The following is a 20,639-nucleotide window of genomic DNA, read 5'->3' as shown; positions in this document are numbered from 1 at the left end:
CGGGGTGCGGGCCGACTCCGGGGTGGCCAGGGCGGGTGATCCTGGTTCGCCCGGCGTTCCGGTTCCTCGGTTCCGGGAAACCGGTGGCACGATGGGGGGCATGGCGGCTCCACAGGTTGCACCGGTCGAGACGCCGGCCACTGACGAGGTGCCGGCGCCCGACCGGCAATGGGTGACGATCGTGTGGGACGACCCGGTCAACCTGATGACGTACGTGACCTGGGTCTTCCAGAAGCTGTTCGGCTACAGCCGGGAGAGGGCGGAGCAGCTCATGCTGGACGTGCACCACAAGGGCCGCGCCGTGGTCTCCACGGGGGCCCGGGAGCGGATGGAGCACGACGCGTCGCAGTTGCACGCGTACGGGCTGTGGGCGACGGTGGACCGCTCGTGAGCGCGACGGGTGTGCCGGGTCCGCGAACCCCGCGGTCGCGAACGGAACTGGCGGCGTGAGCATGTTCCGGCGGCAGGCCGGCCGCTATGTCGCCACCTTCGCCGTGGACGAGGTGCGGGTGCTGCGAAAGGTCGCCTCCGAGGTGGTCGGCCTGCTCACCGACGGCTTCGACCACACGGACCCGGTCGTGGGCCGGCTGTTTCCGGCTGTCTACCCCAAGGATGCGAGCGGCACCGCCGAGTTTCGCCGCTACACCGAGGGTGATCTGAAGACTGCCAAGATCGACCAGGCGGGGGCCATCCTGGCCGCGCTGCCCGACGAGGCCGGCGGCGAGGTGCGGTTGGACGCCGAGGCGGCCGAGGCGTGGCTGCGGGCGCTCAACGACGCGCGGCTGGCGATGGGCGTCCGGCTGGAGATCAAGGACGGCACGGATCTGGGTGAGGAACTGGACGACGCGGTGACCGAGGATCCCGGTTCCAGCCGGGTGTTCCAGCTGTCGGTCTACGCGTATCTCGGATATCTGCAGGAGTCGCTGCTCAACGCCTTGATCGACTAGGCGTGACCGGCACCACTTCAGGGCCCGCCCGGTAGGCGTTAGGCTGGTGCACGTGCTGAGCATCGACCGGTCGATCATCGACGCGATCGTCGCCCACGCGCGCCGGGACCACCCCGACGAGGCGTGCGGCGTCGTCGCCGGCGCCGTCGGCAGCGACACCCCGACCCGGCACATCCCGATGGACAACGCCGCCCGGTCGATGACCTTCTACGAGTTCGACTCGATGGAGCATCTGCGGGTGTGGCGGGAGATGGACGACCGGGACGAGGAGCCCGTGGTCATCTACCACTCGCACACCGCCACCGAGGCGTACCCGTCCCGGACGGATGTGTCCTTCGCCGGCGAGCCGGGCGCGCACTACCTGCTCGTCTCGACCCGTGAGCCCGACTCGGAGGAGATCCGCTCGTTCCGGATCGTCGACGGCGTGGTGACCGAGGAGCCGGTCCAGATCGTGGAGGCCGGGGTCGACCCGCACGCCGTGCAGTCCTACATGTTCGGGCAGAGCCCGGCGACGGTCGACTACGAGTGTTCCGGCCGCTGACCCGTCAGCGTTCGCACCCGTTTCCGTCCCGTCACCGTTGGCACACCCGTTTGAGGAGCACGACATCATGGCCATCGAGGTTCGCATCCCCACCATCCTGCGCAGCTACACCGGCGGCGCCAAGGTCGTCGAGGGCACTGGCGACACGCTGGGCGACCTGCTCACCGACCTGGACTCCCGGCACGCCGGGCTGCGTGGCCGCCTGGTCACCGAGGCCGGCGCGCTGCACCGTTTCGTGAACGTCTACGTCAACGACGAGGACGTCCGTTTCCTCGGTGCGCTCGACGCGAAGCTCTCCGACGGTGACAGCGTCACCATCCTGCCGGCCGTGGCCGGCGGCGCGTTCGGCTTCGCCGCGGCAGCGGCGATCAGCTCGCACAGCGCCGCGGCTGCGGCGATCAGCTCGCACAGCGCCGCGACCGCCGTCGGCGCGCGCTGAGGGCGGCCGCCATGGCGCGGTACGACAGCCTGCTCGACGCCTGTGGTGGCACGCCGCTCGTCGGTCTGCCCCGGCTCTCTCCGACGGTGCCCGACGGCGCACCGCCGGTGCGGCTCTGGGCGAAGCTGGAGGACCGGAACCCGACGGGCAGCATCAAGGACCGCGCGGCGCTGTTCATGGTCCGCGCGGCGGAGGAGGCCGGCCGGCTCCGGACGGGCGACACCATCCTGGAGCCGACCAGCGGCAACACCGGCATCTCGTTGGCCATGGTGGCCAAGCTGCGCGGGTACCGGCTGGTCTGCGTGATGCCCGAGAACGTCTCCACCGAGCGGGTCCAGCTGCTTCGCATGTACGGGGCGGAGATCATCTTCTCGGCGGCGGCGGGCGGTTCCAACCAGGCCGTCGCGACGGCCAAGCAGATCGCCGCCGAGCACCCGGACTGGGTGATGCTCTACCAGTACGGCAACGAGGCCAACGCGCGGGCGCACTACGAGACGACCGGTCCGGAGCTGCTGCACGACCTGCCCACCATCACGCACTTCGTGGCCGGGTTGGGCACCACCGGCACCCTGATGGGCACCGGGCGCTACCTGCGCGAGAAGGTCGAGGGCATCCAGGTCGTGGCGGCTGAGCCGCGCTACGGCGAGTTGGTCTACGGCCTGCGCAACATCGACGAGGGGTACGTGCCGGAGCTGTACGACGCCTCGGTGCTGTCCCGGCGCTTCTCGGTCGGCACCCGGGACGCGGTGCTGCGTACCCGTCAGCTCGTCGAGGTGGAGGGCATCTTCGCCGGCTTCTCCACGGGCGCGATCCTGCACGCCGCGCTCGCGGTGGCGCATGAGGCGGTCCGCGACGGCCGGCGTGCCGATGTGGCGTTCGTGGTCTGTGACGGCGGCTGGAAGTATCTGTCCACCGGCGCGTACGGCGGCACCCTCGCGGATGCCGAGGACGCGCTGGAGGGTCAGCTCTGGGCGTGAGGGCAGGGGTCTTGCGCGAACGGGCCATCGGCGTACGCGTCGGTGGCCCGTTCGTCGTCCCCGACCGCTGTGAGCAGGTGTCACGTTCGTGACAAGTTCCAACGGATGATTCTTGTCCTCGCGTACGCCAGCGTAGGCTGCGCAGCGTGGCGTACGCGTCGGTAGAGATCATGGCCGGGACGACCGCCGGCATGGCTGCTACTGACAGTGACAGCGAGACAACCCGATGCGACTGACTGTCCTGGGGTGTGCCGGTAGCTTCCCCGGCCCCGAGTCGCCGTGCTCCGCCTACCTCGTCGAGGCGGACGGCTTCCGCCTCCTGATCGACTTCGGCTCGGGGTCGCTGTCCAGCCTTCAGCGCTACGTGGGGCTGCACGCCCCCGACGCGATCCTGCTGACCCACCTGCACTGTGACCACATCCTCGACGCCGCGTCGTACGTGGTGGTCCGCCGGTACGCTCCGGACGGCCCCTACCCGCCGTTGCCGGTGTACGCGCCCTCCGGCGCACCGGACCGGCTCAGCGCCGCCTACGGCGACGACGGCACGGTGGAGGACGTCTACCAGTTCTACGCGTTGCAGCCGGGCACCTTCCCGATCGGGCCGTTCACCGTCACCGTCGACCGGGTCAACCACCCCGTCGAGACGTACGGCGTGCGGTTGGAGCACGGCGGTCGGTCGCTGTGCTACTCGTCGGACACCGCGCCCTGCGACGCGTTGCTGCGGCTGGCCCAGAATGCCGACGTGTTCCTGTGCGAGGCCAGTTACCTCGACGGCGTGGACAATCCTCCGGATCTGCACCTGACCGGCCGGGAGGCGGGCGAGACGGCGACCAAGGCGGTGGTGGGGCGGCTGCTGCTCACCCACCTGGTCGCGGCGTGGGGCAGCGAGGCGCACACGTTGGAGTCGGCTGCCGCCGCGTACACCGGGCCGCTCGAGGTGGTCCGGGCCGGCGCCAGCTACGACATCTGACCGCCGCGCGGCGGTGTTGTGCCGTCCTGTTGGCTGGTCAGTGGCCGGTCGCCCGGCGCACCCGTGGCACCCGCGCGGTGTGCGCATGCGGATCGCCATCGTGACCGAGTCGGGCGGAGCAGTTCGGCTGGTCGGCGGCCGTGGTCCAGGCGTGCCGGATCCCTGTGTCGCTCCCTATCGAGCTGCCCCAGATCTGGGGCAGCTCGACAGGGCTGACAGGTAGGTGCCAGCCCAGATCTGGGGTGTCCCACATCTGGGGCAGCTCGACAGGGGCTGACGGGTAGGGCCAGGGGCGGCCCGCCGGTGGACGGCTGGTCGGGGGCACCGGTCGAATGCGAGGACCGCGGCCCGCATAGGGTGCAGGGATGGCGCGACCTGACGGGCGAGGGCCCTCTCAACTCCGACCGGTGACCCTGACCCGGGCCTGGAGCACCCATCCGGAGGGCTCGGTGCTCGTCGAGTTCGGCGGCACCCGGGTGCTCTGCACGGCGAGCGTCACCGAGGGCGTGCCCCGCTGGCGCAAGGGCTCCGGGCTCGGCTGGGTGACCGCCGAGTACGCGATGCTGCCCCGGGCCACCAACACCCGCTCGGACCGGGAGAGCGTCAAGGGCCGCGTCGGCGGCCGTACCCACGAGATCTCCCGCCTGATCGGGCGCAGCCTGCGCGCCTGCATCGACCTCAAGGCGCTCGGCGAGAACTCGATCGTGCTCGACTGCGACGTGCTCCAGGCCGACGGCGGCACCCGCACGGCCGCGATCACCGGCGCGTACGTGGCGCTGCACGACGCAGTGGGCTGGCTGGCCGCCCGCAAGGCGTTGGCCGGCAAGCCGGAGAAGGTGATGCACCGGTCGGTCGCGGCGGTCAGCGTCGGGATCATCGCCGGCGAGGCGCGACTGGACCTCTGCTACTCCGAGGACGTGGCCGCCGAGGTGGACATGAATGTGGTGTGCACCGGCACGGGTGACTTCGTCGAGGTGCAGGGCACCGGCGAGGCGGGCGTGTTCGCCCGCGACCAGCTCGACAGCCTGCTCGACCTGGCCGTGGCCGGGTGCGCCGAATTGGCCGAAGCCCAGCGGAAGGCACTCGCGTGAACAAGGTCCTGCTGGCCACCCGTAACCGCAAGAAGCTGGTGGAGCTTCAGCGGATCCTGGACGGCGCGCTCGGCGCGCACCGGATCGCCCTGCTCGGCCTCGACGACGTCGACGCGTACCCGGAACTGCCCGAGACCGGCCTCACCTTCGGCGAGAACGCGCTGATCAAGGCGCGCGAGGGCTGCCGACGTACGGGGCTGCCGACGATCGCCGACGACTCCGGGCTCGCCGTGGACGCGCTGAACGGGATGCCGGGCGTGTTCAGCGCCCGCTGGTCCGGTCAGCACGGCGACGACGGGGTCAACCTCCGCCTGGTGCTCGACCAGATCGCCGACGTGCCGGACGAGCACCGGGCCGCGTCCTTCGTCTGCACGGTGGCGCTGGTGCTGCCCGGCGGCAAGGAGCACCTGGTCGACGGCCGGCAGTCCGGCCGGGTGCTGCGCGCGCCGCGCGGCGACGGCGGGTTCGGCTACGACCCGATCTTCCTCGGCGACGGGCAGGACCGGACCAACGCCGAGCTGACCCCGCAGGAGAAGGACGCGGTCAGCCACCGGGGCAAGGCGCTGCGGGAGCTGGCCAAGCTCGTCGCGAAGGTGCTGCCGCCCGCCGCCTGACCCGCGGCGGGCGACAGCGACCCACGGAGGTCAGCCCAGCGGGCCGACCTCCCGTTCGATGGCGGCGCGCAACTCCGGGCCGGCCAGCACCGCGCGGGCGGCCTCCAGCACCGGGGCGAGGAACACGTCCGGGCCGGGTTCGCCAGCCGCCGTGCCCAGGGCGGCGACGGCGGCCCGGCCGGCCGGCGACGGCACCAGCGGCGCGCGCAGTTGCAGCCCGCGTACGCCGGCCAGCAACTCGACGGCGAGCAGGCTGGTCAGGTTGTCCAGCACGGTGCGCAGCTTCTTGGCCGCCGCCCAGCCCATCGAGACGTGGTCCTCCTGCATGCCGCTGGTGGGCAGCGAGTCCACCGAGGCGGGGGCGGCGAGCCGGCGGTTCTCCGCGACGATCCCGGCCGCCGTGTACTGGGCGATCATCAGGCCGGAGTTGACCCCGGCGTCGGGGGAGAGGAACGCGGGCAGTTCCCGGGAGCGGGTGACGTCCAGCAGCCGGTCCACCCGCCGCTCGGCGATCGCGCCCACCTCGGCGGCGGCGATGGCGAGGAAGTCGGCGGCGAAGCCCAGTGGCGCACCGTGGAAGTTTCCGGTGGACTCGACCCGGCCGTCGGGCAGCACCACCGGGTTGTCCACGACCGACACCAGTTCCCGGGCCGCGACCGTGCGGACGAAGTCCAGGGTGTCCCGGGCCGCGCCGGCCACCTGCGGCGCGCAGCGCATCGAGTACGCGTCCTGCACGGCGTGCGCCAGGTCGTCGCGGTGCGAATCCATGACGCGGGAGTCCTGCAACAGCCGGTGGATGTTCGCCGCCGACGCCGCCTGGCCGGGGTGCGGACGGATGGCGTGCAACTCGGGCAGGAACGGCCGCTCCGAGCCGAGCATCGCCTCGATGGCCAGCGCGGCTGTCACATCCGCCATGGCGAACAGGTGCGCCGCGTCGTGGATGGCCAGCAACAGCATGCCGAGCATGCCGTCGGTGCCGTTGATCAGCGCCAGCCCCTCCTTGGCGGCCAGCTCGATCGGCCTGAGCCCGGCGGCGGTCAACGCGTCGGCGGCGTCCTGCCGCTCGCCGGCCGGGCCGAGCACCCAGCCCTCACCGAGCAGCACGAGCGCGCAGTGCGCCAGCGGCGCCAGGTCGCCGGACGCGCCCAGCGAACCGTGCTCCGGCACCCACGGGGTGATGTCGTGGTTGAGCAGGTCGACGAGCGCCTCGGCGACCAGCGGGCGGACCCCGGAGCGGCCCAGGGCGAGCGAGCGGACCCGCAGCAGCATCATGGCCCGCACCACCTCGCGCGGCATCGGGGCGCCCACCCCGGCGGCGTGCGAGCGGATCAGCGCGTGTTGCAGCTCGGCCCGCCGCTCCGGCGCGACGAACGTGTTGGCGAGCGCGCCGAACCCGGTCGACACGCCGTACACGGGCCGTCCGGCGGCCTCGATCCCGTCCACGATCGCGCGGCTGGTCGCCATCGCGTCCCGGGTGGCCGGGTCGAGGGTCACCGTCGCGGTGCCGCGTGCCACCGCGAGGACGTCGCCGGCGGTGATACCGGTGGGTTGAATGATCACGGTCGTCACTGGGGAACTCCGTTGCGTATTACCTGGTGGATCAGGGGGACACCGGGCCGGTAGGCCAGGTGCAGGTAGGACGGCGCGTCCAGGACGACCAGGTCGGCCAGCGCGCCGGGGGTGAGCACGCCGACGTCGTCGCGGCGCAGGGCCCGTGCGCCGCCGGCGGTCGCCGCCCACAGCGCCTCCGCCGGGCTCATCCGCATCTCCCGGACGGCGAGGGCGATGCAGAACGGCATCGACGAGGTGTACGACGAGCCGGGGTTGCAGTCCGTCGCCAGGGCCACGGTGACTCCGGCGTCGAGCAGTCGACGGGCGTCCGGGTAGGGCGAGCGGGTGGAGAACTCGGCGCCGGGCAGCAGGGTGGCGACGGTGCGGGTGCCCGACCCGTCGCTGTGTGCCGTGCCGGCGAGCGCGTCGATGTCGGCGTCGGACAGGTGGGTGCAGTGGTCCACGCTGGCCGCGTCCAGCTCCACCCCGAGCCGCACGCCCGGGCCGGGGCCGAGCTGGTTGGCGTGCAGCCGTACGCCCAGCCCGGCGGCCTGCCCGCAGGCGAGGATGGCGCGGGCGTGGTCCACGTCGAAGGCGCCCCGCTCGCAGAACACGTCGATCCACTTCGCGTACGGCGCGGCGGCGGCCAGCATCGGTCCGCAGACGAGTCCGACGTAGTCGTCGGGGCGGTCGGCGTACTCGGGGGGCACCACGTGGGCGCCGAGGAAGGTGGTCTCGGTGCTGCTCTCGGCGGCGATCCGCAGCGAGCGGGCCTCGTCGGCGACGCTCAGGCCGTACCCACTCTTGATCTCGATGGTCGTGGTGCCCTGGCGCAGCGCCTCCCCGCGCAGCCGCCGCACGGTGGCCCGCAGCTCGTCGTCGCTGGCGGCCCGGGTCGCGCCGACAGTGGTGCGGATGCCACCGCCGGTGTAGCGCTCGCCGGCCATCCGGGCGGCGAACTCGGCGGCCCGGTCCCCGGCGAAGACCAGGTGCGCGTGGCTGTCCACGAAGCCGGGCAGCACGGCGGCGCCACCGGCGTCGATCCGCCGGTCGGCGGCCGGCGCGTACGCTGCCGGCCCGACCCAGGCCACCCGGCCCTCCTCGATCAGCACGGCCGCCTTGCGACGGATGCCCAGCGGACCCTCGCCGACGCCGTTGGTGACCAGCTCGCCGATGTTGTCGACCAGCAGCACGCTCATGCGGCGCCTTCTTCCGCTCGCGACTGCGGGGCTCGCAAACCCGGCTCACTCCTCGCGCTCACTGTGGGATCACCGCCTCGATCGACGCCGACAGTTCGGCCGGCACGTCCACGCTCAGGTGCTGGCCGTCGGCCACCACCACGCGGCCGTCCACCACGACCTGGTCGACGTCGGCCGCCCCGGCCGCGAAGAACGTCCCCACCGGCGGCACCCCGGCGGTGCGGACGCTGTCCAGTCGTACCGTGACCAGGTCGGCGCGGGCGCCCACGGCGATCCGCCCGGCATCGGCCCAGCCCAGCGCCACGTGCCCGGCGGCGGTCGCCATGGTCAGCAGACCCGCCGGCGTGAAGTGGCCGCGGCGGCGGGTGCGCAGCCGCTCGTCCAGCTCCACCGCCCGGGTCTCCTCGAACGGGTCGATCACGGCGTGGCTGTCACTGCCCAGGCTCAGCCGGATCCCCGCGTCGGCCATCCGCCGGGCCGGGCCGATGCCGTCGGCGAGGTCGCGTTCGGTGGTGGGACAGAGGCACACCCCGGTCCGGCTGTCGCCGAGCAGCGTCAGGTCGCCGCTGGTCGGGTGGGTGGCGTGTACGGCGGTGGTGTCCGGCCCGAGCACCCCGTGCTCGGCGAGCAGCGCGGTGGGCGTACGCCCGTGCACGGCCCGGCACTCGTCGTTCTCGGCGGGCTGCTCGGAGAGGTGTACGTGCAGCGGTGCGCGCCGCTCCCGGGCCCAGTCCGCGACCGCGCGCAACTGCTCGGCCGGGACCGCCCGCACCGAGTGCACGGCCGCGCCCACCCGGGCGTGCGAGCCCGCCGGCTGGAACGCCGACACCCGCTGCGCCCAGCGGGCCGCGTCGCCGTCGCCGAAGCGCCGCTGCGGCCCCGCGAGCGGCCGGCCGTCCACTCCGGCGCTCAGGTAGCAGGCGTCCAGCAGGGTGAGCCGGATGCCGGCGTGCGCGGCGGCCTCGACCAGCGCCGCCCCCATCGCGTTCGGGTCGTCGTACGCGCTGCCGTCGGGTCGGTGGTGCAGGTAGTGGAACTCGCCGACGCAGGTGATCCCCGCGAGAGTCATCTCGGCGTAGACGGCGCGGGCCAGCGCCAGGTAGGTGTCCGGGTCCAGCCGGTCCGCCACCGCGTACATCCGGTCCCGCCAGCTGAAGAAGTCGCCCCGACCGCCGTGGGTACGCCCGCGCAGAGCCCGGTGGAAGGCGTGCGAGTGCACGTTCGCGAGGCCGGGCAGGGTCAGGCCGGGCAGCGGCACGGCATCGGCGTACACGTCCACACCGGCGCTCGGCCGGCCAGGCGCGGCCAACGCGGTCACACCGGTGATCACCCCGGCGTCGGTCTCGATGAGCACGTCGGGCGTGGGCTGGGCGAGATCGGGCAGCCAGGCGTACTCGGCGAGCCAGCGCGTCGGGGTCAGCGGCATGTCAGCTCCTTGAGCACGCGGGCCAGCGCGCGCACACCGGCGGCGCAGTCGTCGTCGGTCGCGGCCTCGGCGGGGGAGTGCGACACCCCGGTCGGGTTGCGCACGAAGAGCATCGCGGTGGGCAGGTGCGCGGCGAGCACCCCGGCGTCGTGCCCCGCACCGGTCGGCAGCACCGGCGCGTCGAGCAGCGTGGCCAGCCGTTCGGCCAGCCCGCCGTCGAAGGCGACCAGCGGGGTCACCGACTCCTCGGTGACGGTCACCTCCGTACCGTCGCGGCGGGCCCGCTCGGCGAGCTTGCCGCGTACCGCGTCGACCAGCCCGGTCAGGGTCTCCGGGTCGGCGGCGCGGGCATCCAGCCAACCGGTCACCTTCGACGGGATGGCGTTGGTGGCGTTGGGCTCGACGGAGACCCGGCCCACGGTGGCGTGTGCCCCGCGCAGCCGGGCCTCCTTGTTGGCCGCCAGCACCATGAACGCGTAGGCGAGCATCGGGTCGCGGCGGTCGGCCATCCGGGTCGTACCCGCGTGGTTGCCCTCGCCGACCACGTCGAAGCGCCAGCGGCCGTGCGGCCAGATCGCGCTGGCCACCCCGACCGGCGCGTCCACGTCGACCAGCGCGCGGCCCTGCTCGACGTGCAGCTCCACGAAGGCGCCGAACCGGCCCAGCAGCTCCGGTCGGGCGCCCGCCGGCCGGCCGCCGAGCGCGTCGGCGAAGCTCACCCCGGCCGCGTCGCGCAGGCCGGACGCGCGGTCGGCCGCCAGCGCGCCGGTGAGCAGCCGCGAGCCCAGACAGGGTACGCCGAAACGGGCACCCTCCTCCTCGACGAACGCGCCCAGCACCAGCGGCCGGACGGGGGTGACGCCGGCGGCGCGCAGCTCGTCCACGGCCAGGAACGCGCTGACGATGCCGAGCGGCCCGTCGTACGCCCCACCGTGCGGCACCGAGTCGAAGTGGCTGCCGGTCAGCACCGCGTCGACGCCCTCGGGGTCACCCCAGTGGGCGAACAGGTTGCCGTTGCCGTCCTCGGTGACCGGCAGGCCCCGCCGCTGGGCCTGCGCACGGAACCAGGCCCGCAGCTCGTGCTCCGGCTCGGTCAACGCGTAGCGCAGGTAGCCGCCGCTGCCGGCGTCCCGTCCGACCGGCGCGATCTCGTCCCACAGCGCCCGAAACCTGTTAGGAAGGGACCCTTCTACAACAAAATCCGTTAACAAGGGGCCCTTCCTTACTGCTCGGTCATGGGGACGCGGACGCCGGTGCGCTCGGCTACGTCGCGGGCGATGTCGTAGCCGGCGTCGACGTGTCGGATGACGCCCATTGCCGGGTCGTTGGTGAGCACCCGCTCGATCTTCTGCCCCGCGAGGGCGGTGCCGTCGGCCACGCAGACCTGCCCAGCGTGGATCGACCGCCCGATGCCCACGCCACCGCCGTGGTGGATCGACACCCAGGACGCGCCGCTTGCCGTGTTGACCAGGGCGTTGAGCAGCGGCCAGTCGGCGATCGCGTCGGAGCCGTCGGCCATCTGTTCGGTCTCCCGGTACGGGCTGGCGACGCTGCCGGTGTCCAGGTGGTCGCGACCGATCACCACCGGGGCGGAGAGTTCACCGGACGCGACCATGTCGTTGAACCGCACACCCGCCCGGTCCCGTTCGCCCTGGCCGAGCCAGCAGATCCGGGCCGGCAGGCCCTGGAAGGCGACCCGCTCGCCGGCCAGCTTGATCCACCTGGCCAGCGACTCGTTCTCCGGGAACAGGTCCAGGATAGCCCGGTCCGTGGCCGCGATGTCGGCCGGGTCGCCGGAGAGCGCCGCCCACCGGAACGGGCCCCTGCCCTCGCAGAACAGCGGCCGGATGTACGCGGGCACGAAACCGGGGAAGTCGAAGGCCCGCTGGTAGCCGCCGAGCTGCGCCTCGCCCCGGATCGAGTTGCCGTAGTCGAACACCTCGGCGCCGGCGTCGAGGAAGCCGACCATCGCCTCGACGTGCTTCGCCATCGACGCGCGGGCCCGGTCGGTGAACTCGGCCGGCTTCGCGGCGGCGTAGTCCCGGGCGTCGGTCAGCTCGACCCCCACCGGCAGGTACGCCAGCGGGTCGTGCGCGCTGGTCTGATCGGTCACGATGTCGATCTCGACGCCCCGGCTGAGCAGCTCGGGAAAGACCTCGGCGGCATTGCCGACCACGCCGACACTCAGCGCCCGGCGGTCCCGCTTCGCCGCGAGGACCCGCGCGACGGCGTCGTCCAGGGAGTCGGCGACCTCGTCGAGGTAGCGGTCGTGCACGCGACGGTCGAGTCGGGTGCGGTCCACGTCCACGATCAGGCAGGCGCCGCCGTTCATGGTGACCGCGAGGGGCTGCGCGCCGCCCATTCCGCCGCAGCCGGCGGTCAGCGTCAGCGTGCCGGCCAGGGTGCTTCCGAACCTCCTGGCGGCCACCGCCGCGAACGTCTCGTAGGTGCCCTGAAGGATGCCCTGGGTGCCGATGTAGATCCACGAGCCCGCGGTCATCTGCCCGTACATGGTCAGGCCGAGCTGTTCGAGGCGGCGGAACTCCGGCCAGGTCGCCCAGTCACCGACCAGGTTCGAGTTGGCCAGCAGCACCCGGGGCGCCCACTCGTGGGTGCGCATGACTCCGACCGGGCGGCCCGACTGCACCAGCATCGTCTCGTCCTCGCGCAGGTCGGTCAGCGTACGGACCAACGCGTGGTACGACGGCCAGTCCCGCGCCGCCTTGCCGGTGCCGCCGTAGACGACCAGGTCGTCGGGGCGTTCGGCCACCTCCGGGTCGAGGTTGTTCATCAGCATCCGCAGGGCGGCCTCCTGCTGCCACCCGCGGGTGGTGAGCTGGCTGCCCCGTGCGGCACGGATGGGCTGGGTCATCTGCGGTCTCCTCCGGTCAACCGAGGAACAACTGTCGGCGGGCCGCGGAGGCTTCGAACGCCTCCAGACGGCGTTGGGTGTCGGCCGGCGCGGCGTCGCAGATCGCCTGCAACAGCACCATGGCCAGGGTCATCGGGGCGGTGTGCAGGTCGAAGACGAGTTGGGCGCCGACGGCGGCCGGCAGCAGCACGTCGGCGTGTTCGGCGGCGGGGCTGACCGGCGAGTCGGTGATCGCCACGACGGTCAGCCCGGCGGCACGCGCGTCGCGCAGCGCGTCCAGGGTCTCCCGGGGGTAGCGGGGCAGCACGAAGGCGAGCACCGCGGACGCCCCGGCCTCGGCGGCCTGCTCCAGGCGGTCGGTGAGCAGGCTGCCGCCGTCGTCGAGCACCCGTACGTCCGGGTGCACCTTGGCGGCGAAGTAGGCGAAGTACGCGGCCAGTGGCGCGGCGGCGCGCAGGCCGAGCACCGGTAGCGGGCGGCTGGTCGCGAGCAGCCGGCCGGTCTCGGCGATCCGGTCGGTGTCGGCGAGCTGACCGGCCAGCCGGTCGAGGTTGCCCATCTCGGCGCGTACCGCTTGCTGGAGCTCGTTGCCGGCGTCCGTCGGCCCGCCGGGTGTCGTGCTGGTGAGGTCGCGCAGCCGGCGGCGCAGCGCCGGATAGCCGTCATGGCCGAGCGCGACGGCGAACCGGGTGACCGAGGGCTGGCTGACCCCGGCCAGTTCGGCGACCTCCGCCGCGGAGAGGTACGCCACGGCCGGCGCGTGTTGCACGAGACAGTGCGCGATCCGACGCTGGGTCGGGGTGAGCCGCACGCCGTCGAACAGGTGGAACACCTGTTCGGCCGACGCCTCGACAGCTCCGTCATTCATTCCGCGACTCTATGCATGAAAACTTTCAGAGGGCAACCGTCCGGCGTCTTTCCCTTCACACCGGAAGTGAGCCGACTGGCGCGCTCTCGGTAGTATCCGCACGGCGGTTGAGCGGAGGAGTGCGGATGCAGCCGGATGGCCCGTACAGGTTCACCCACGTGCTGGGCGGATGCCAGGTGGGGAAGGCGTGGGCGGCCATCGACGGGCAGGGCCGGCTGGTGACCGTGGCCGTCCTGGACGCCGCCGTGGCGGCCACGCCCGCCTGGCGGGAGGCGTTCTCCGCCACCGCCAACGCGCTGGCGCAGACGCAGGGCGGCCAACAGTTCGTCTACGCCGACTTCGCCGCCGCCGCGCCGTGGGTCGCCTACCCGGCCGAGGTGGGACCGGGCGCGGAGAAACTCTTCCGTGCGTTGGGCATGGACTACCAACCGCTTCCGGGCGACGCCGCGCCGCCCGTCGCCGGCGTGCCGTCGACCTCCGGCCCCGTGAGCCCGGCCGCCACGGTGCCTCAGCAGGTCTCCGGACCACCCCAGCAGGTCTCCGCAGTGCCCCAGCAGGTCTCCGCGCCGCCGCAGCAGGTCTCTGGGCCGCCCCAGTCCGTCTCGGGTGTGCCGCAGGTGTCCGCGCCGCCGCACGCGCCGTGGGCGATGCACGGCGGCCCGATTCCCGTACAGCCGATCTCGGCCGCGCCACAACCGGTCTCTGGTGCCGGCGCGGAGGCGCCCACGGTGGACCCGGTGCTCCCGGATGCCGACCGGCCGTCCTCCGACGACCCGTTCGCCGGTCCGGTCCGGCGGATCAGGCCGTCGGCGCCACCGCCGCGCCGCACCGGCCTCTGGGTCGGAGTCGCCGCCGCGGCCCTGGCTGTGGCTGTGGGTGCCGGAGCCACCGTCTGGGCGCTCACCGGCGACGAGAAGCCGACCGTCCCACAGACCCTGCCGACGACGTCCGGCACCGCTGCCTTCCCCAGCGCCCCGGCGATCAACCCCGGGCTGAAGCCCTGGGCGCAGGCCGCGCCGTACAGCGTCGAGGAACGCTCCCTCGCCATCGCCGCGCCGTCCATGGTGTTCGTCGAGGCCGTCTTCACCGGCACCCTGCGGGAGGCGAAGTCCAACGTCCCGCTGAGCGTGACGCCGGTCACCTTCAAGCGGCGGTGCAGCGGCTTCGTGGTGAACGGGGACGGCCACATCATCACCAACGGTCAGTGCGTTCACCCGGCGGCGCAGGCGGCCAGGGAGCGCGCCCTCTACACGCTCGGTCGGATCCTGATCGAGCAGAAGAAACTGACCGCACCCCAGCTGGACGAGTACGTCCGAAGCAAGCTGAACAGCAGCGTGTTCACCGGGGCCGAGCCCGGCTCGGAACCCACCAGCCAGGTCTTCGCCCAGCTCAACGTGGCCCGGGGCGACCTCACCGCCAGCCCAGCCATCCCCGGCCAGATCGTCCGGGTCCTCGAGCCCGATGCCGGCAACCTCGCCCTGGTCAAGTTGACCCAACCCGGCCTCCCGGCGGTGCAGTTGGCCGACGGCGGTGTGCCCGGCCCGGGCGCCGCGCTGCTCGTGATGGGCTACCGCACCACCGACGCGGACTTCCGGGCCGCGACCTACACCGTGGAAAGCAAGCCGGCCCAGGTCGCTGGCACGGCCAACCAGGGCTCGGTCAGCATCTCCCGGCTCAACGACGACGTCGGGATCTACTCCGCCGGTGGCGTCGCACTGGACACCACCGGCCGGGTGGTCGGCGTTCTGGACACCGACCGAGCGGCCAGTGGTACGCCCAACCGCGCGCTGGTGCCGGTCTCGGTGGTCACCGGGCTGCTCGGCGCGGGTGGCACCAGTAGCAGCCTCGCCGACACCGACCGGGTGTACCGGGACGGGTTGGACGCGTTCTTCGCCGGCCGGAACGACGATGCCATCGCCAGCTTCGACCGCGTCGCGCAGGCGTCGCCGGTCAACCTCCTGGCGCAGGCGTACCGGCAGAACGCCGTGGACCGCGCCCGGCTCGCCGGCGAGTCGGACGGCCCACCCCGGCTCCTGCTGGCGTTGCTCGCCGGTCTCGGTGGTGTGCTGGTGGTCGGGCTGATCGTGCTCGTGGTGGTGTTCCTCCGCCGTCGCCCCCGGTACTGACCGGCCCCGGACCAACCGGCACTTCAGGCGGTCAGCGGGTGGAGTGGTCCCGCCCCCACCCGTCGCGCGGGTGTCGGCGGGCCCGCAGCGCGGCGGCGACCGTGATCGCCACGTAGACCGTGGCTGCCGGGACGAGCCACGGCCGGGGCAGGACCACGTCGCGCAGCCAGGAGGACGGGACCGACGGGCGGACCCCGTCGTGGCTGGCCCGCAGCATCGTGTTGCCGGCCCGCACCCGCGCCAGGGTGCGCAGCAGATCGCGGGTGCGGCGGGGTGCCTGCACATAGGACGTCGCGTCGCCGACCTCCCGCTTCTCCTCAGCCGAGAACTGCGAATCCAGGAAAAGGTCGTCGGCGATCTGCTCCGGGAATTGGTCGAAGCGCCGGCGGCCGGCCTCCGAGATGCCGATGGCACCACGACCGAACAACGCGTCCGCGAAAATCGGCAGCCTGGTGTTGATGGCGTAGTACGCGTGCACCGCCACCGGCCGGCCGCTGGTCACCATCTGCCGTCGGGGCATGACCGCCAGCGGCGGGGAGTCGTCCTCGGTCAGCGTCGCGGCCATCCGGCGCAGCGCTCCCGGGCTCAGGACGACGTCCGCGTCGAGGTAGATCCGGGGAAAGCCGCGGGCGGCAGCGTCACCCACGTTGAGCGCGTTGGCCTTTCCCGCCTCGGCCAGCTCGATGACCCGTATCTCCGGGCGCTGGGCGGCGACCACCGCCGTGTCGTCCGTGCAGCCGTTGGCCACGACCACGATGTCCAGGTCGTCCGGGCCGGCGTCGGCGAGCAGCGCGTCGAGGCAACCACCGATGACCCGCGCCTCGTTGTGGGCGGCGATCACCACAGAGATCATCGAAAGGTCCCACCATCCGCGGGTCGAGGAATCTGGTCGGGTCGTGCCGGTGGCCGGGCAGGTCGCACCTCGTGCCGCGCCGACCGGGTTGACGCACGGCGGTCCAGCTTGCCGGAGACGGCCTCGCCCTCGCAAGACGGCCGGGAAAACTGTCGAATTGGTGAATCGGAAATGTCCGCCCAACCCGGCTGAATCGCAGTTCGGCAGGTGCGTCAGACGATGGCCGGGGGGCCCTGGAATGTCGCCGGACACTGGTATCGTCCTCGTGATTCTGAGGCCGGGCGACGGTTGAGCACTGTGGATGTCCCTTTGCGACATTCAGCTCAATCGCCGCCTATCGGCAGCTGCCCTCGGCCACGGATCGACGGTCGGCGGCATCGGCCGGAGCGACGGCGCGCCCACGACGCCGCCGACGCCCACGGCGGAAACTGATGAGGAGACACACCCGCGATGGGAACCTTGACCACTCCGGCCCCAGGACCACGGCCGGAGGTGGGGCACCGGGACGGGCGGACGTCCCGCCACGAGCAGATCGCCGGCTACCTGGCCATCGGCGCCCTGGCTCTCATCGCGGTGAAGCCGCTGCTCGACATCGGTGAGAAGAAGTCCAGCGGTGGGATCGACCTGGGCGTGGTGCTCACCGCCGTCGGCGCGATGCTGATGATCGCCGCGTACGGGCTCGTCGCCCTGGGCGCCCGTCGGCTGCCGCCCAGGCCGCTGCTGCTGGTGGCGGGCGCGCTGGTGCTGCTCCTGGTCAGCTCGGCGGTCAGCTTCCTCCTCGTGGGCGCCCGCGGTGACCTGCTCGACCTCTTCGACGTGCGGCGCTACCCGATCTACGGCGCGCACCTGGAGCCCCGCTCGGCCATTCCCGCCGAAGCGCTGCGACTGGTCGTCGGCTTCGCCCCGATCGCGCTGCTCGGCCTGCTGCTGATGCGGCGGTCCCTCATCTCCTCGCGGCGACTCGTCCTGGTCACCGGGGTCGTCCTGTTGGGTGCGGTCGTCCACTGTGTATTGGCCTGGCTCCAGGTCGCCGGGGTCATTCCGTACTCGTTCTACTTCGAGCTGGCCAACTGGCAGAAGATCGGACGCGCCTCGGGTGGCTACTACCACCCGATGTCGCTCGGCCGGCTGCTCATCTTCTCGGTCTTCCTGATCTACGTCCTGGGCGATCGGCTCCGGGTGCCGGCCGCCGTGCGGTACTCGTTGATCGGCCTCTTCGTGGCCACCGGCGCCGTGTCCCTGCACCGCTTCACGATCCTCTGCCTGATCGTCATCGTGGCCGCCTTCGAGGCGCGGCGGGTCCGTGAGCTGATCGCGTCCCGGCGGGCCGGTGGCCGGGTCGACCGGCGGTCGGCGCTGCTGGTGGGCGGCGGGGTCGTGGCGGTCGCCGCCGTTGCCGGCGGACTCTGGGGCGGGGCCATCTGGGAGCGGGTCCGGGTCGCCCTCACCGAGGTGGGGTCGCTCGACGTCCGCTCCGACACCTTCATGCACGGACGGGGCGCGATCTGGAACGATGTGGCCGACATCCTCGGTCGCTCGTCCGCCGACGTGTGGTTGTTCGGTTTCGGCTACGAGCCGTGGGACATGCACAACGACCTGATCCGAATCATGGTGATCTGGGGAATCACCGGCGTCGTCCTGGTCGGTGCGATCATCGTCGGGCTGTACCGCTTCGTCCGCGCGCAGCTCGGCCCGTCCGGTCGACTGCCGATGCTGGTGCTCTTCGCCACGCTCATCATCTTCGGGCTCACCCAGAAGCCCTTGGCGTACCCGTACTTCCTCTGGCTCTTCTTCCTCGGCATGTTGGCGGTGCTCGCCGTCTACGCGGAGTCCGACGACGACACGCGGCCGGGGCCGTCGCTGTGGTCCGACGACCGCGGGTCGGTGGCGTCGGGCGGGCCGACATGACGAACCCCTCGATCCCCGCGCCCGTTCGTGCGGAGCACCCCCACCCGCCCCGACAGGCCGACCGGGCCGAGGTGGACGCGGCCACCACACCTGTCGTCCGGCCGACCTTCACGGTCTGCATCGTCGTACGGGACCGGGCCGCCCTGCTCGTCAACGCGGTCCGCAGCGTGCTGGCCAACACTTACCAGGACTTCGAACTCGTCATCGTCGACGACGGTTCCCAGGTGCCGGTCGGGCAGGTGATCGATGAGGCCGGGCTCACCACCGACCGTCGAATCAGGGTGGTGAGCCAACCTCCCACCGGCATCGCGGAAGCCCGCAACCGGGGCCTGCGTGCCGCGGTCGGCCGGTACCTGACGGTGCTCGACTCCGACGACGAACTCACCGAGGACGCGTTGGCCCGGCTGCACCAGCTGCTCACCAGCACCGGGCAGAGCTGGGTGTACGCCGACTACACCGAGATCACCCAGGGTGTGGACCGCCCGATCCGGCTGCCCGAGTACGCCTCGGCGGACCGGATGCTGCTTGGCGTCCTGACCCGTCCGCGCCTGCCGTTCAAGCACTCCGGCACCACGATCGACCGGCAGGTGCTCGACCGGATCGGCGGGTACGACGAGACCTTCCGGCTCTTCGAGGACATCGAGCTGGTGCTGCGCGCGCTGCGTTCCGGTGTGCACCCCTGCCATCTGGCCCACCCCATCGTGCGGTTCCAGCGTCATGACGGCAACGTCACCCGGGGTCGTCTCGGGGGCCTGGTCTTCTGGTTCCGACTGATCGACATGTACCGGCCGTGGCGGTTTCCCGGTGTGGGCCTGAGCTTGAAGGCCCTGCGGGCGCTGAGCGAGACGGGCAAGTGGCTTGTCACCCGCATCCGTTGACCTCCACCCCGGCAGCCCGGTGCGCCCGGCGGCGTCGCGCGGGCGGGTGAGGAGGGTCCTGGTCCATCTGGGCATGCTGGGCCTGAGCCAGGTCGGCGTCACCGTCGCGGCCTTCGCCACCCAGATCCTGCTGGCCCGCAGCCTCCCCCAGGCCGCGTTCGGGACGTTCACCGCCGCCCTCGCCGTGGTGTCGCTGACCGCGCCGTTGGCGGTCTTCGGCGTCTCCGAGCTCTGGTTGCAGCGGTTCGGGCAGGAGGGGGAGCGGGCCTATCGCTGGGTGCGCCCGTCGCTGCGTCTGGTGCTGATCGCGTGTGTGGTGCTCGTTGCCGGCACGCTGGCCTGGAGCGGCGTCGAGATGCACGATCCCGCCGAGGGTGGGGTGCGTGCGCTGCTGGCCACTGTGGTTGTCGCGCAGGCGGGGCTCGCGCTCGTGGCATCAGTGCAGCAACTGCGCGGCGCGTACGCCGGGCTGTCCGCCCTGCAGGCCGCTCCGCACCTGGGCCGTGTGCTGGTGGTGCTGACCGTGTGGCTGTTCGGGCTCTCGGTGGTGGCGGCGGCGGCCGGCTACGCAGTGGTCGCCCTGCTGACCGTGGTGGCCTGTGCCGTCGTCATGCGGCCCTTCGTCCGTGGCGACATGCCGCTGGAGGGGCACGCGGGTGCCATGGGGCCGCCCGGCCCGGCGGTGCCGGTGACCGGGGTCGCCCGGGCCGCCACCCCGTTCGTGCTGGGCAACGTGTTCTACCTGCTCGGCATGTATCTCGGCACGGTGACGGTGGCCGAGGTACGCGGTCCCGAGGCGGCCGCCGTGCTGTCCGTGCCGATGTCCGTGCTGACCGCCGTGTACCTCGTACCCCGGGTGGTCTTTCAGCAGTACTTCCTGGCCAAGCTGCACCGTTGGTCGCAGACCGACCGGGGCGCGATCCTGATGGCGTACCGCTACGGCGGCACCGGGATGTTCGCGCTGGGTGTGGTCATTGCGATGCTGGTGGCGCTCGGCGGGATGCCGGGGCTGCCGTTCCTGCTCGGTCCGGAGTATCGGGAGTCCGCCGCCGTCCTGGCGGTGCTCGCCCTGGCCATTCCGTTCCGGTTCGCCGGTGCGGCGGTGGCCTCGCTTCTCACCAGCGGTGGCCTGCTTCGGCGCAAGGTTGCCTACCAGGGGGTGGGTGCCCTCGTGTTCCTGGTGGCCCTGGCCGTCGCCACGCCGTTCTGGGGCATCATGGGTGCGGCGGCGGCTACCGTCGCGGCGGAGATCGTCCTTTGTGTTCTGCTGTGGACCGCGGTCCGCCGACGGGTCGTCGGGGACGCCGATCTGCCGTCGTGGCACGATCTGCGCCAGCGACTGACGAGGGGGGCCACGCGTGCGTCCTGAACCGAGTGCC

19 protein-coding genes are annotated in these 20,639 nt (G+C 72.4%); 12 read left to right on the top strand and 7 right to left on the bottom strand.

All coding sequences use genetic code 11. The features are described 5' to 3' along the window. Nucleotides 1-100 precede the first annotated feature (100 nt). The 8 genes from clpS to rdgB all read left to right on the top strand — a co-directional run bounded on the left by clpS (nucleotide 101) and on the right by rdgB (nucleotide 5,579). Nucleotides 101-391 (top strand): ATP-dependent Clp protease adapter ClpS, encoded by a 291-nt coding sequence (gene clpS, locus OG505_RS21065; RefSeq protein WP_234581506.1) that lies wholly within the window; start codon nucleotides 101-103, stop codon nucleotides 389-391. A 61-nt stretch (nucleotides 392-452) separates the two neighbouring features. Beyond that, nucleotides 453-947: a DUF2017 domain-containing protein gene (locus OG505_RS21060; protein WP_007456109.1), complete on the top strand. Its 495-nt coding sequence runs from the start codon at nucleotides 453-455 to the stop codon at nucleotides 945-947. 52 nt (nucleotides 948-999) lie between these two features. After that, nucleotides 1,000-1,488, top strand: coding sequence for a M67 family metallopeptidase (locus OG505_RS21055; RefSeq protein WP_354855130.1), 489 nt, complete (start codon nucleotides 1,000-1,002; stop codon nucleotides 1,486-1,488). Between the two features lie 67 nt (nucleotides 1,489-1,555). Beyond that, complete coding sequence (locus tag OG505_RS21050; protein ID WP_405426809.1) at nucleotides 1,556-1,927, top strand: MoaD family protein; 372 nt, start codon at nucleotides 1,556-1,558, stop codon at nucleotides 1,925-1,927. Nucleotides 1,928-1,938: 11 nt separating this feature from the next. Further along, nucleotides 1,939-2,904, top strand: coding sequence for a PLP-dependent cysteine synthase family protein (locus OG505_RS21045; protein ID WP_405426807.1), 966 nt, complete (start codon nucleotides 1,939-1,941; stop codon nucleotides 2,902-2,904). A 226-nt stretch (nucleotides 2,905-3,130) separates the two neighbouring features. Then, nucleotides 3,131-3,874, top strand: coding sequence for an MBL fold metallo-hydrolase (locus tag OG505_RS21040; protein WP_405426805.1), 744 nt, complete (start codon nucleotides 3,131-3,133; stop codon nucleotides 3,872-3,874). A gap of 365 nt (nucleotides 3,875-4,239) precedes the next feature. After that, nucleotides 4,240-4,965, top strand: coding sequence for a ribonuclease PH (gene rph / locus OG505_RS21035; protein ID WP_405426803.1), 726 nt, complete (start codon nucleotides 4,240-4,242; stop codon nucleotides 4,963-4,965). Then, the gene (rdgB, locus tag OG505_RS21030; protein WP_405426801.1) at nucleotides 4,962-5,579 is read left to right on the top strand and encodes an RdgB/HAM1 family non-canonical purine NTP pyrophosphatase; all 618 of its coding nucleotides are present in this window, start codon (nucleotides 4,962-4,964) and stop codon (nucleotides 5,577-5,579) included. Before rph ends, rdgB begins: the two co-directional genes overlap by 4 nt. Before the next feature lie 30 nt (nucleotides 5,580-5,609). Here the strand turns inward: rdgB and hutH are convergent, their stop codons facing one another. From hutH to OG505_RS21000, 6 genes are read right to left on the bottom strand one after another with little or no spacing between them, the layout of a single operon-like run. Continuing rightward, entirely contained in the window at nucleotides 5,610-7,148 is a 1,539-nt protein-coding gene (gene hutH, locus OG505_RS21025; protein WP_405426799.1) for a histidine ammonia-lyase, read from the bottom strand. Next, complete coding sequence (gene hutI / locus OG505_RS21020) at nucleotides 7,145-8,329, bottom strand: imidazolonepropionase (protein WP_405426797.1); 1,185 nt, start codon at nucleotides 8,327-8,329, stop codon at nucleotides 7,145-7,147. The genes hutH and hutI overlap by 4 nt, the downstream gene beginning before the upstream one ends. A 58-nt stretch (nucleotides 8,330-8,387) precedes the next feature. After that, nucleotides 8,388-9,755 (bottom strand): formimidoylglutamate deiminase, encoded by a 1,368-nt coding sequence (locus OG505_RS21015; protein ID WP_405426796.1) that lies wholly within the window; start codon nucleotides 9,753-9,755, stop codon nucleotides 8,388-8,390. Further along, the gene (locus OG505_RS21010; protein WP_405426794.1) at nucleotides 9,746-10,966 is read right to left on the bottom strand and encodes an allantoate amidohydrolase; all 1,221 of its coding nucleotides are present in this window, start codon (nucleotides 10,964-10,966) and stop codon (nucleotides 9,746-9,748) included. Before OG505_RS21010 ends, OG505_RS21015 begins: the two co-directional genes overlap by 10 nt. An 11-nt stretch (nucleotides 10,967-10,977) precedes the next feature. Next, nucleotides 10,978-12,627, bottom strand: coding sequence for a urocanate hydratase (hutU, locus tag OG505_RS21005; RefSeq protein WP_405426793.1), 1,650 nt, complete (start codon nucleotides 12,625-12,627; stop codon nucleotides 10,978-10,980). Between the two features lie 16 nt (nucleotides 12,628-12,643). After that, nucleotides 12,644-13,495: a MurR/RpiR family transcriptional regulator gene (locus OG505_RS21000; RefSeq protein WP_405426791.1), complete on the bottom strand. Its 852-nt coding sequence runs from the start codon at nucleotides 13,493-13,495 to the stop codon at nucleotides 12,644-12,646. A 125-nt stretch (nucleotides 13,496-13,620) separates the two neighbouring features. On the opposite strand from OG505_RS21000, the gene OG505_RS20995 reads away from it, so the two are divergent. After that, nucleotides 13,621-15,621, top strand: coding sequence for a trypsin-like peptidase domain-containing protein (locus OG505_RS20995; RefSeq protein WP_405426789.1), 2,001 nt, complete (start codon nucleotides 13,621-13,623; stop codon nucleotides 15,619-15,621). A gap of 31 nt (nucleotides 15,622-15,652) precedes the next feature. Here the strand turns inward: OG505_RS20995 and OG505_RS20990 are convergent, their stop codons facing one another. Beyond that, nucleotides 15,653-16,474 carry a glycosyltransferase family 2 protein gene (locus OG505_RS20990; protein ID WP_405426788.1) on the bottom strand — a complete coding sequence of 274 codons (822 nt, stop codon included), beginning with the start codon at nucleotides 16,472-16,474 and terminating at the stop codon, nucleotides 15,653-15,655. A gap of 450 nt (nucleotides 16,475-16,924) precedes the next feature. Between OG505_RS20990 and OG505_RS20985 the strand changes: the two genes are divergently transcribed. From OG505_RS20985 to OG505_RS20975, 3 genes are read left to right on the top strand one after another with little or no spacing between them, the layout of a single operon-like run. Then, nucleotides 16,925-18,382 (top strand): hypothetical protein, encoded by a 1,458-nt coding sequence (locus OG505_RS20985; protein ID WP_405426786.1) that lies wholly within the window; start codon nucleotides 16,925-16,927, stop codon nucleotides 18,380-18,382. After that, nucleotides 18,379-19,260 carry a glycosyltransferase family 2 protein gene (locus tag OG505_RS20980; protein ID WP_405426784.1) on the top strand — a complete coding sequence of 294 codons (882 nt, stop codon included), beginning with the start codon at nucleotides 18,379-18,381 and terminating at the stop codon, nucleotides 19,258-19,260. Before OG505_RS20985 ends, OG505_RS20980 begins: the two co-directional genes overlap by 4 nt. A gap of 46 nt (nucleotides 19,261-19,306) precedes the next feature. Further along, nucleotides 19,307-20,629, top strand: a complete 1,323-nt coding sequence (locus OG505_RS20975) for a lipopolysaccharide biosynthesis protein (RefSeq protein WP_405426782.1) — start codon at nucleotides 19,307-19,309, stop codon at nucleotides 20,627-20,629. Nucleotides 20,630-20,639: the final 10 nt, after the last annotated feature.

Source organism: Micromonospora sp. NBC_00617, from assembly GCF_045161355.1.
Classification (GTDB): domain Bacteria; phylum Actinomycetota; class Actinomycetes; order Mycobacteriales; family Micromonosporaceae; genus Micromonospora.
The sequence above is the reverse complement of the archived record's forward strand: the minus strand, read 5'-3'. Positions and strand labels throughout refer to the sequence as shown.

Coding starts and splice junctions, on each gene's coding strand:
- OG505_RS20990 (WP_405426788.1), bottom strand. CDS start 16,474: ATGATCTCTGTGGTGATCGCCGCCCACAACGAGGCGCGGGTCATCGGT.
- OG505_RS21000 (WP_405426791.1), bottom strand. CDS start 13,495: ATGAATGACGGAGCTGTCGAGGCGTCGGCCGAACAGGTGTTCCACCTG.
- OG505_RS20980 (WP_405426784.1), top strand. CDS start 18,379: ATGACGAACCCCTCGATCCCCGCGCCCGTTCGTGCGGAGCACCCCCAC.
- OG505_RS21015 (WP_405426796.1), bottom strand. CDS start 9,755: ATGCCGCTGACCCCGACGCGCTGGCTCGCCGAGTACGCCTGGCTGCCC.
- OG505_RS21050 (WP_405426809.1), top strand. CDS start 1,556: ATGGCCATCGAGGTTCGCATCCCCACCATCCTGCGCAGCTACACCGGC.
- OG505_RS21040 (WP_405426805.1), top strand. CDS start 3,131: ATGCGACTGACTGTCCTGGGGTGTGCCGGTAGCTTCCCCGGCCCCGAG.
- hutI (WP_405426797.1), bottom strand. CDS start 8,329: ATGAGCGTGCTGCTGGTCGACAACATCGGCGAGCTGGTCACCAACGGC.
- rph (WP_405426803.1), top strand. CDS start 4,240: ATGGCGCGACCTGACGGGCGAGGGCCCTCTCAACTCCGACCGGTGACC.
- clpS (WP_234581506.1), top strand. CDS start 101: ATGGCGGCTCCACAGGTTGCACCGGTCGAGACGCCGGCCACTGACGAG.
- OG505_RS21045 (WP_405426807.1), top strand. CDS start 1,939: ATGGCGCGGTACGACAGCCTGCTCGACGCCTGTGGTGGCACGCCGCTC.
- OG505_RS21060 (WP_007456109.1), top strand. CDS start 453: ATGTTCCGGCGGCAGGCCGGCCGCTATGTCGCCACCTTCGCCGTGGAC.
- OG505_RS20985 (WP_405426786.1), top strand. CDS start 16,925: ATGGGAACCTTGACCACTCCGGCCCCAGGACCACGGCCGGAGGTGGGG.
- OG505_RS20995 (WP_405426789.1), top strand. CDS start 13,621: ATGCAGCCGGATGGCCCGTACAGGTTCACCCACGTGCTGGGCGGATGC.
- hutU (WP_405426793.1), bottom strand. CDS start 12,627: ATGACCCAGCCCATCCGTGCCGCACGGGGCAGCCAGCTCACCACCCGC.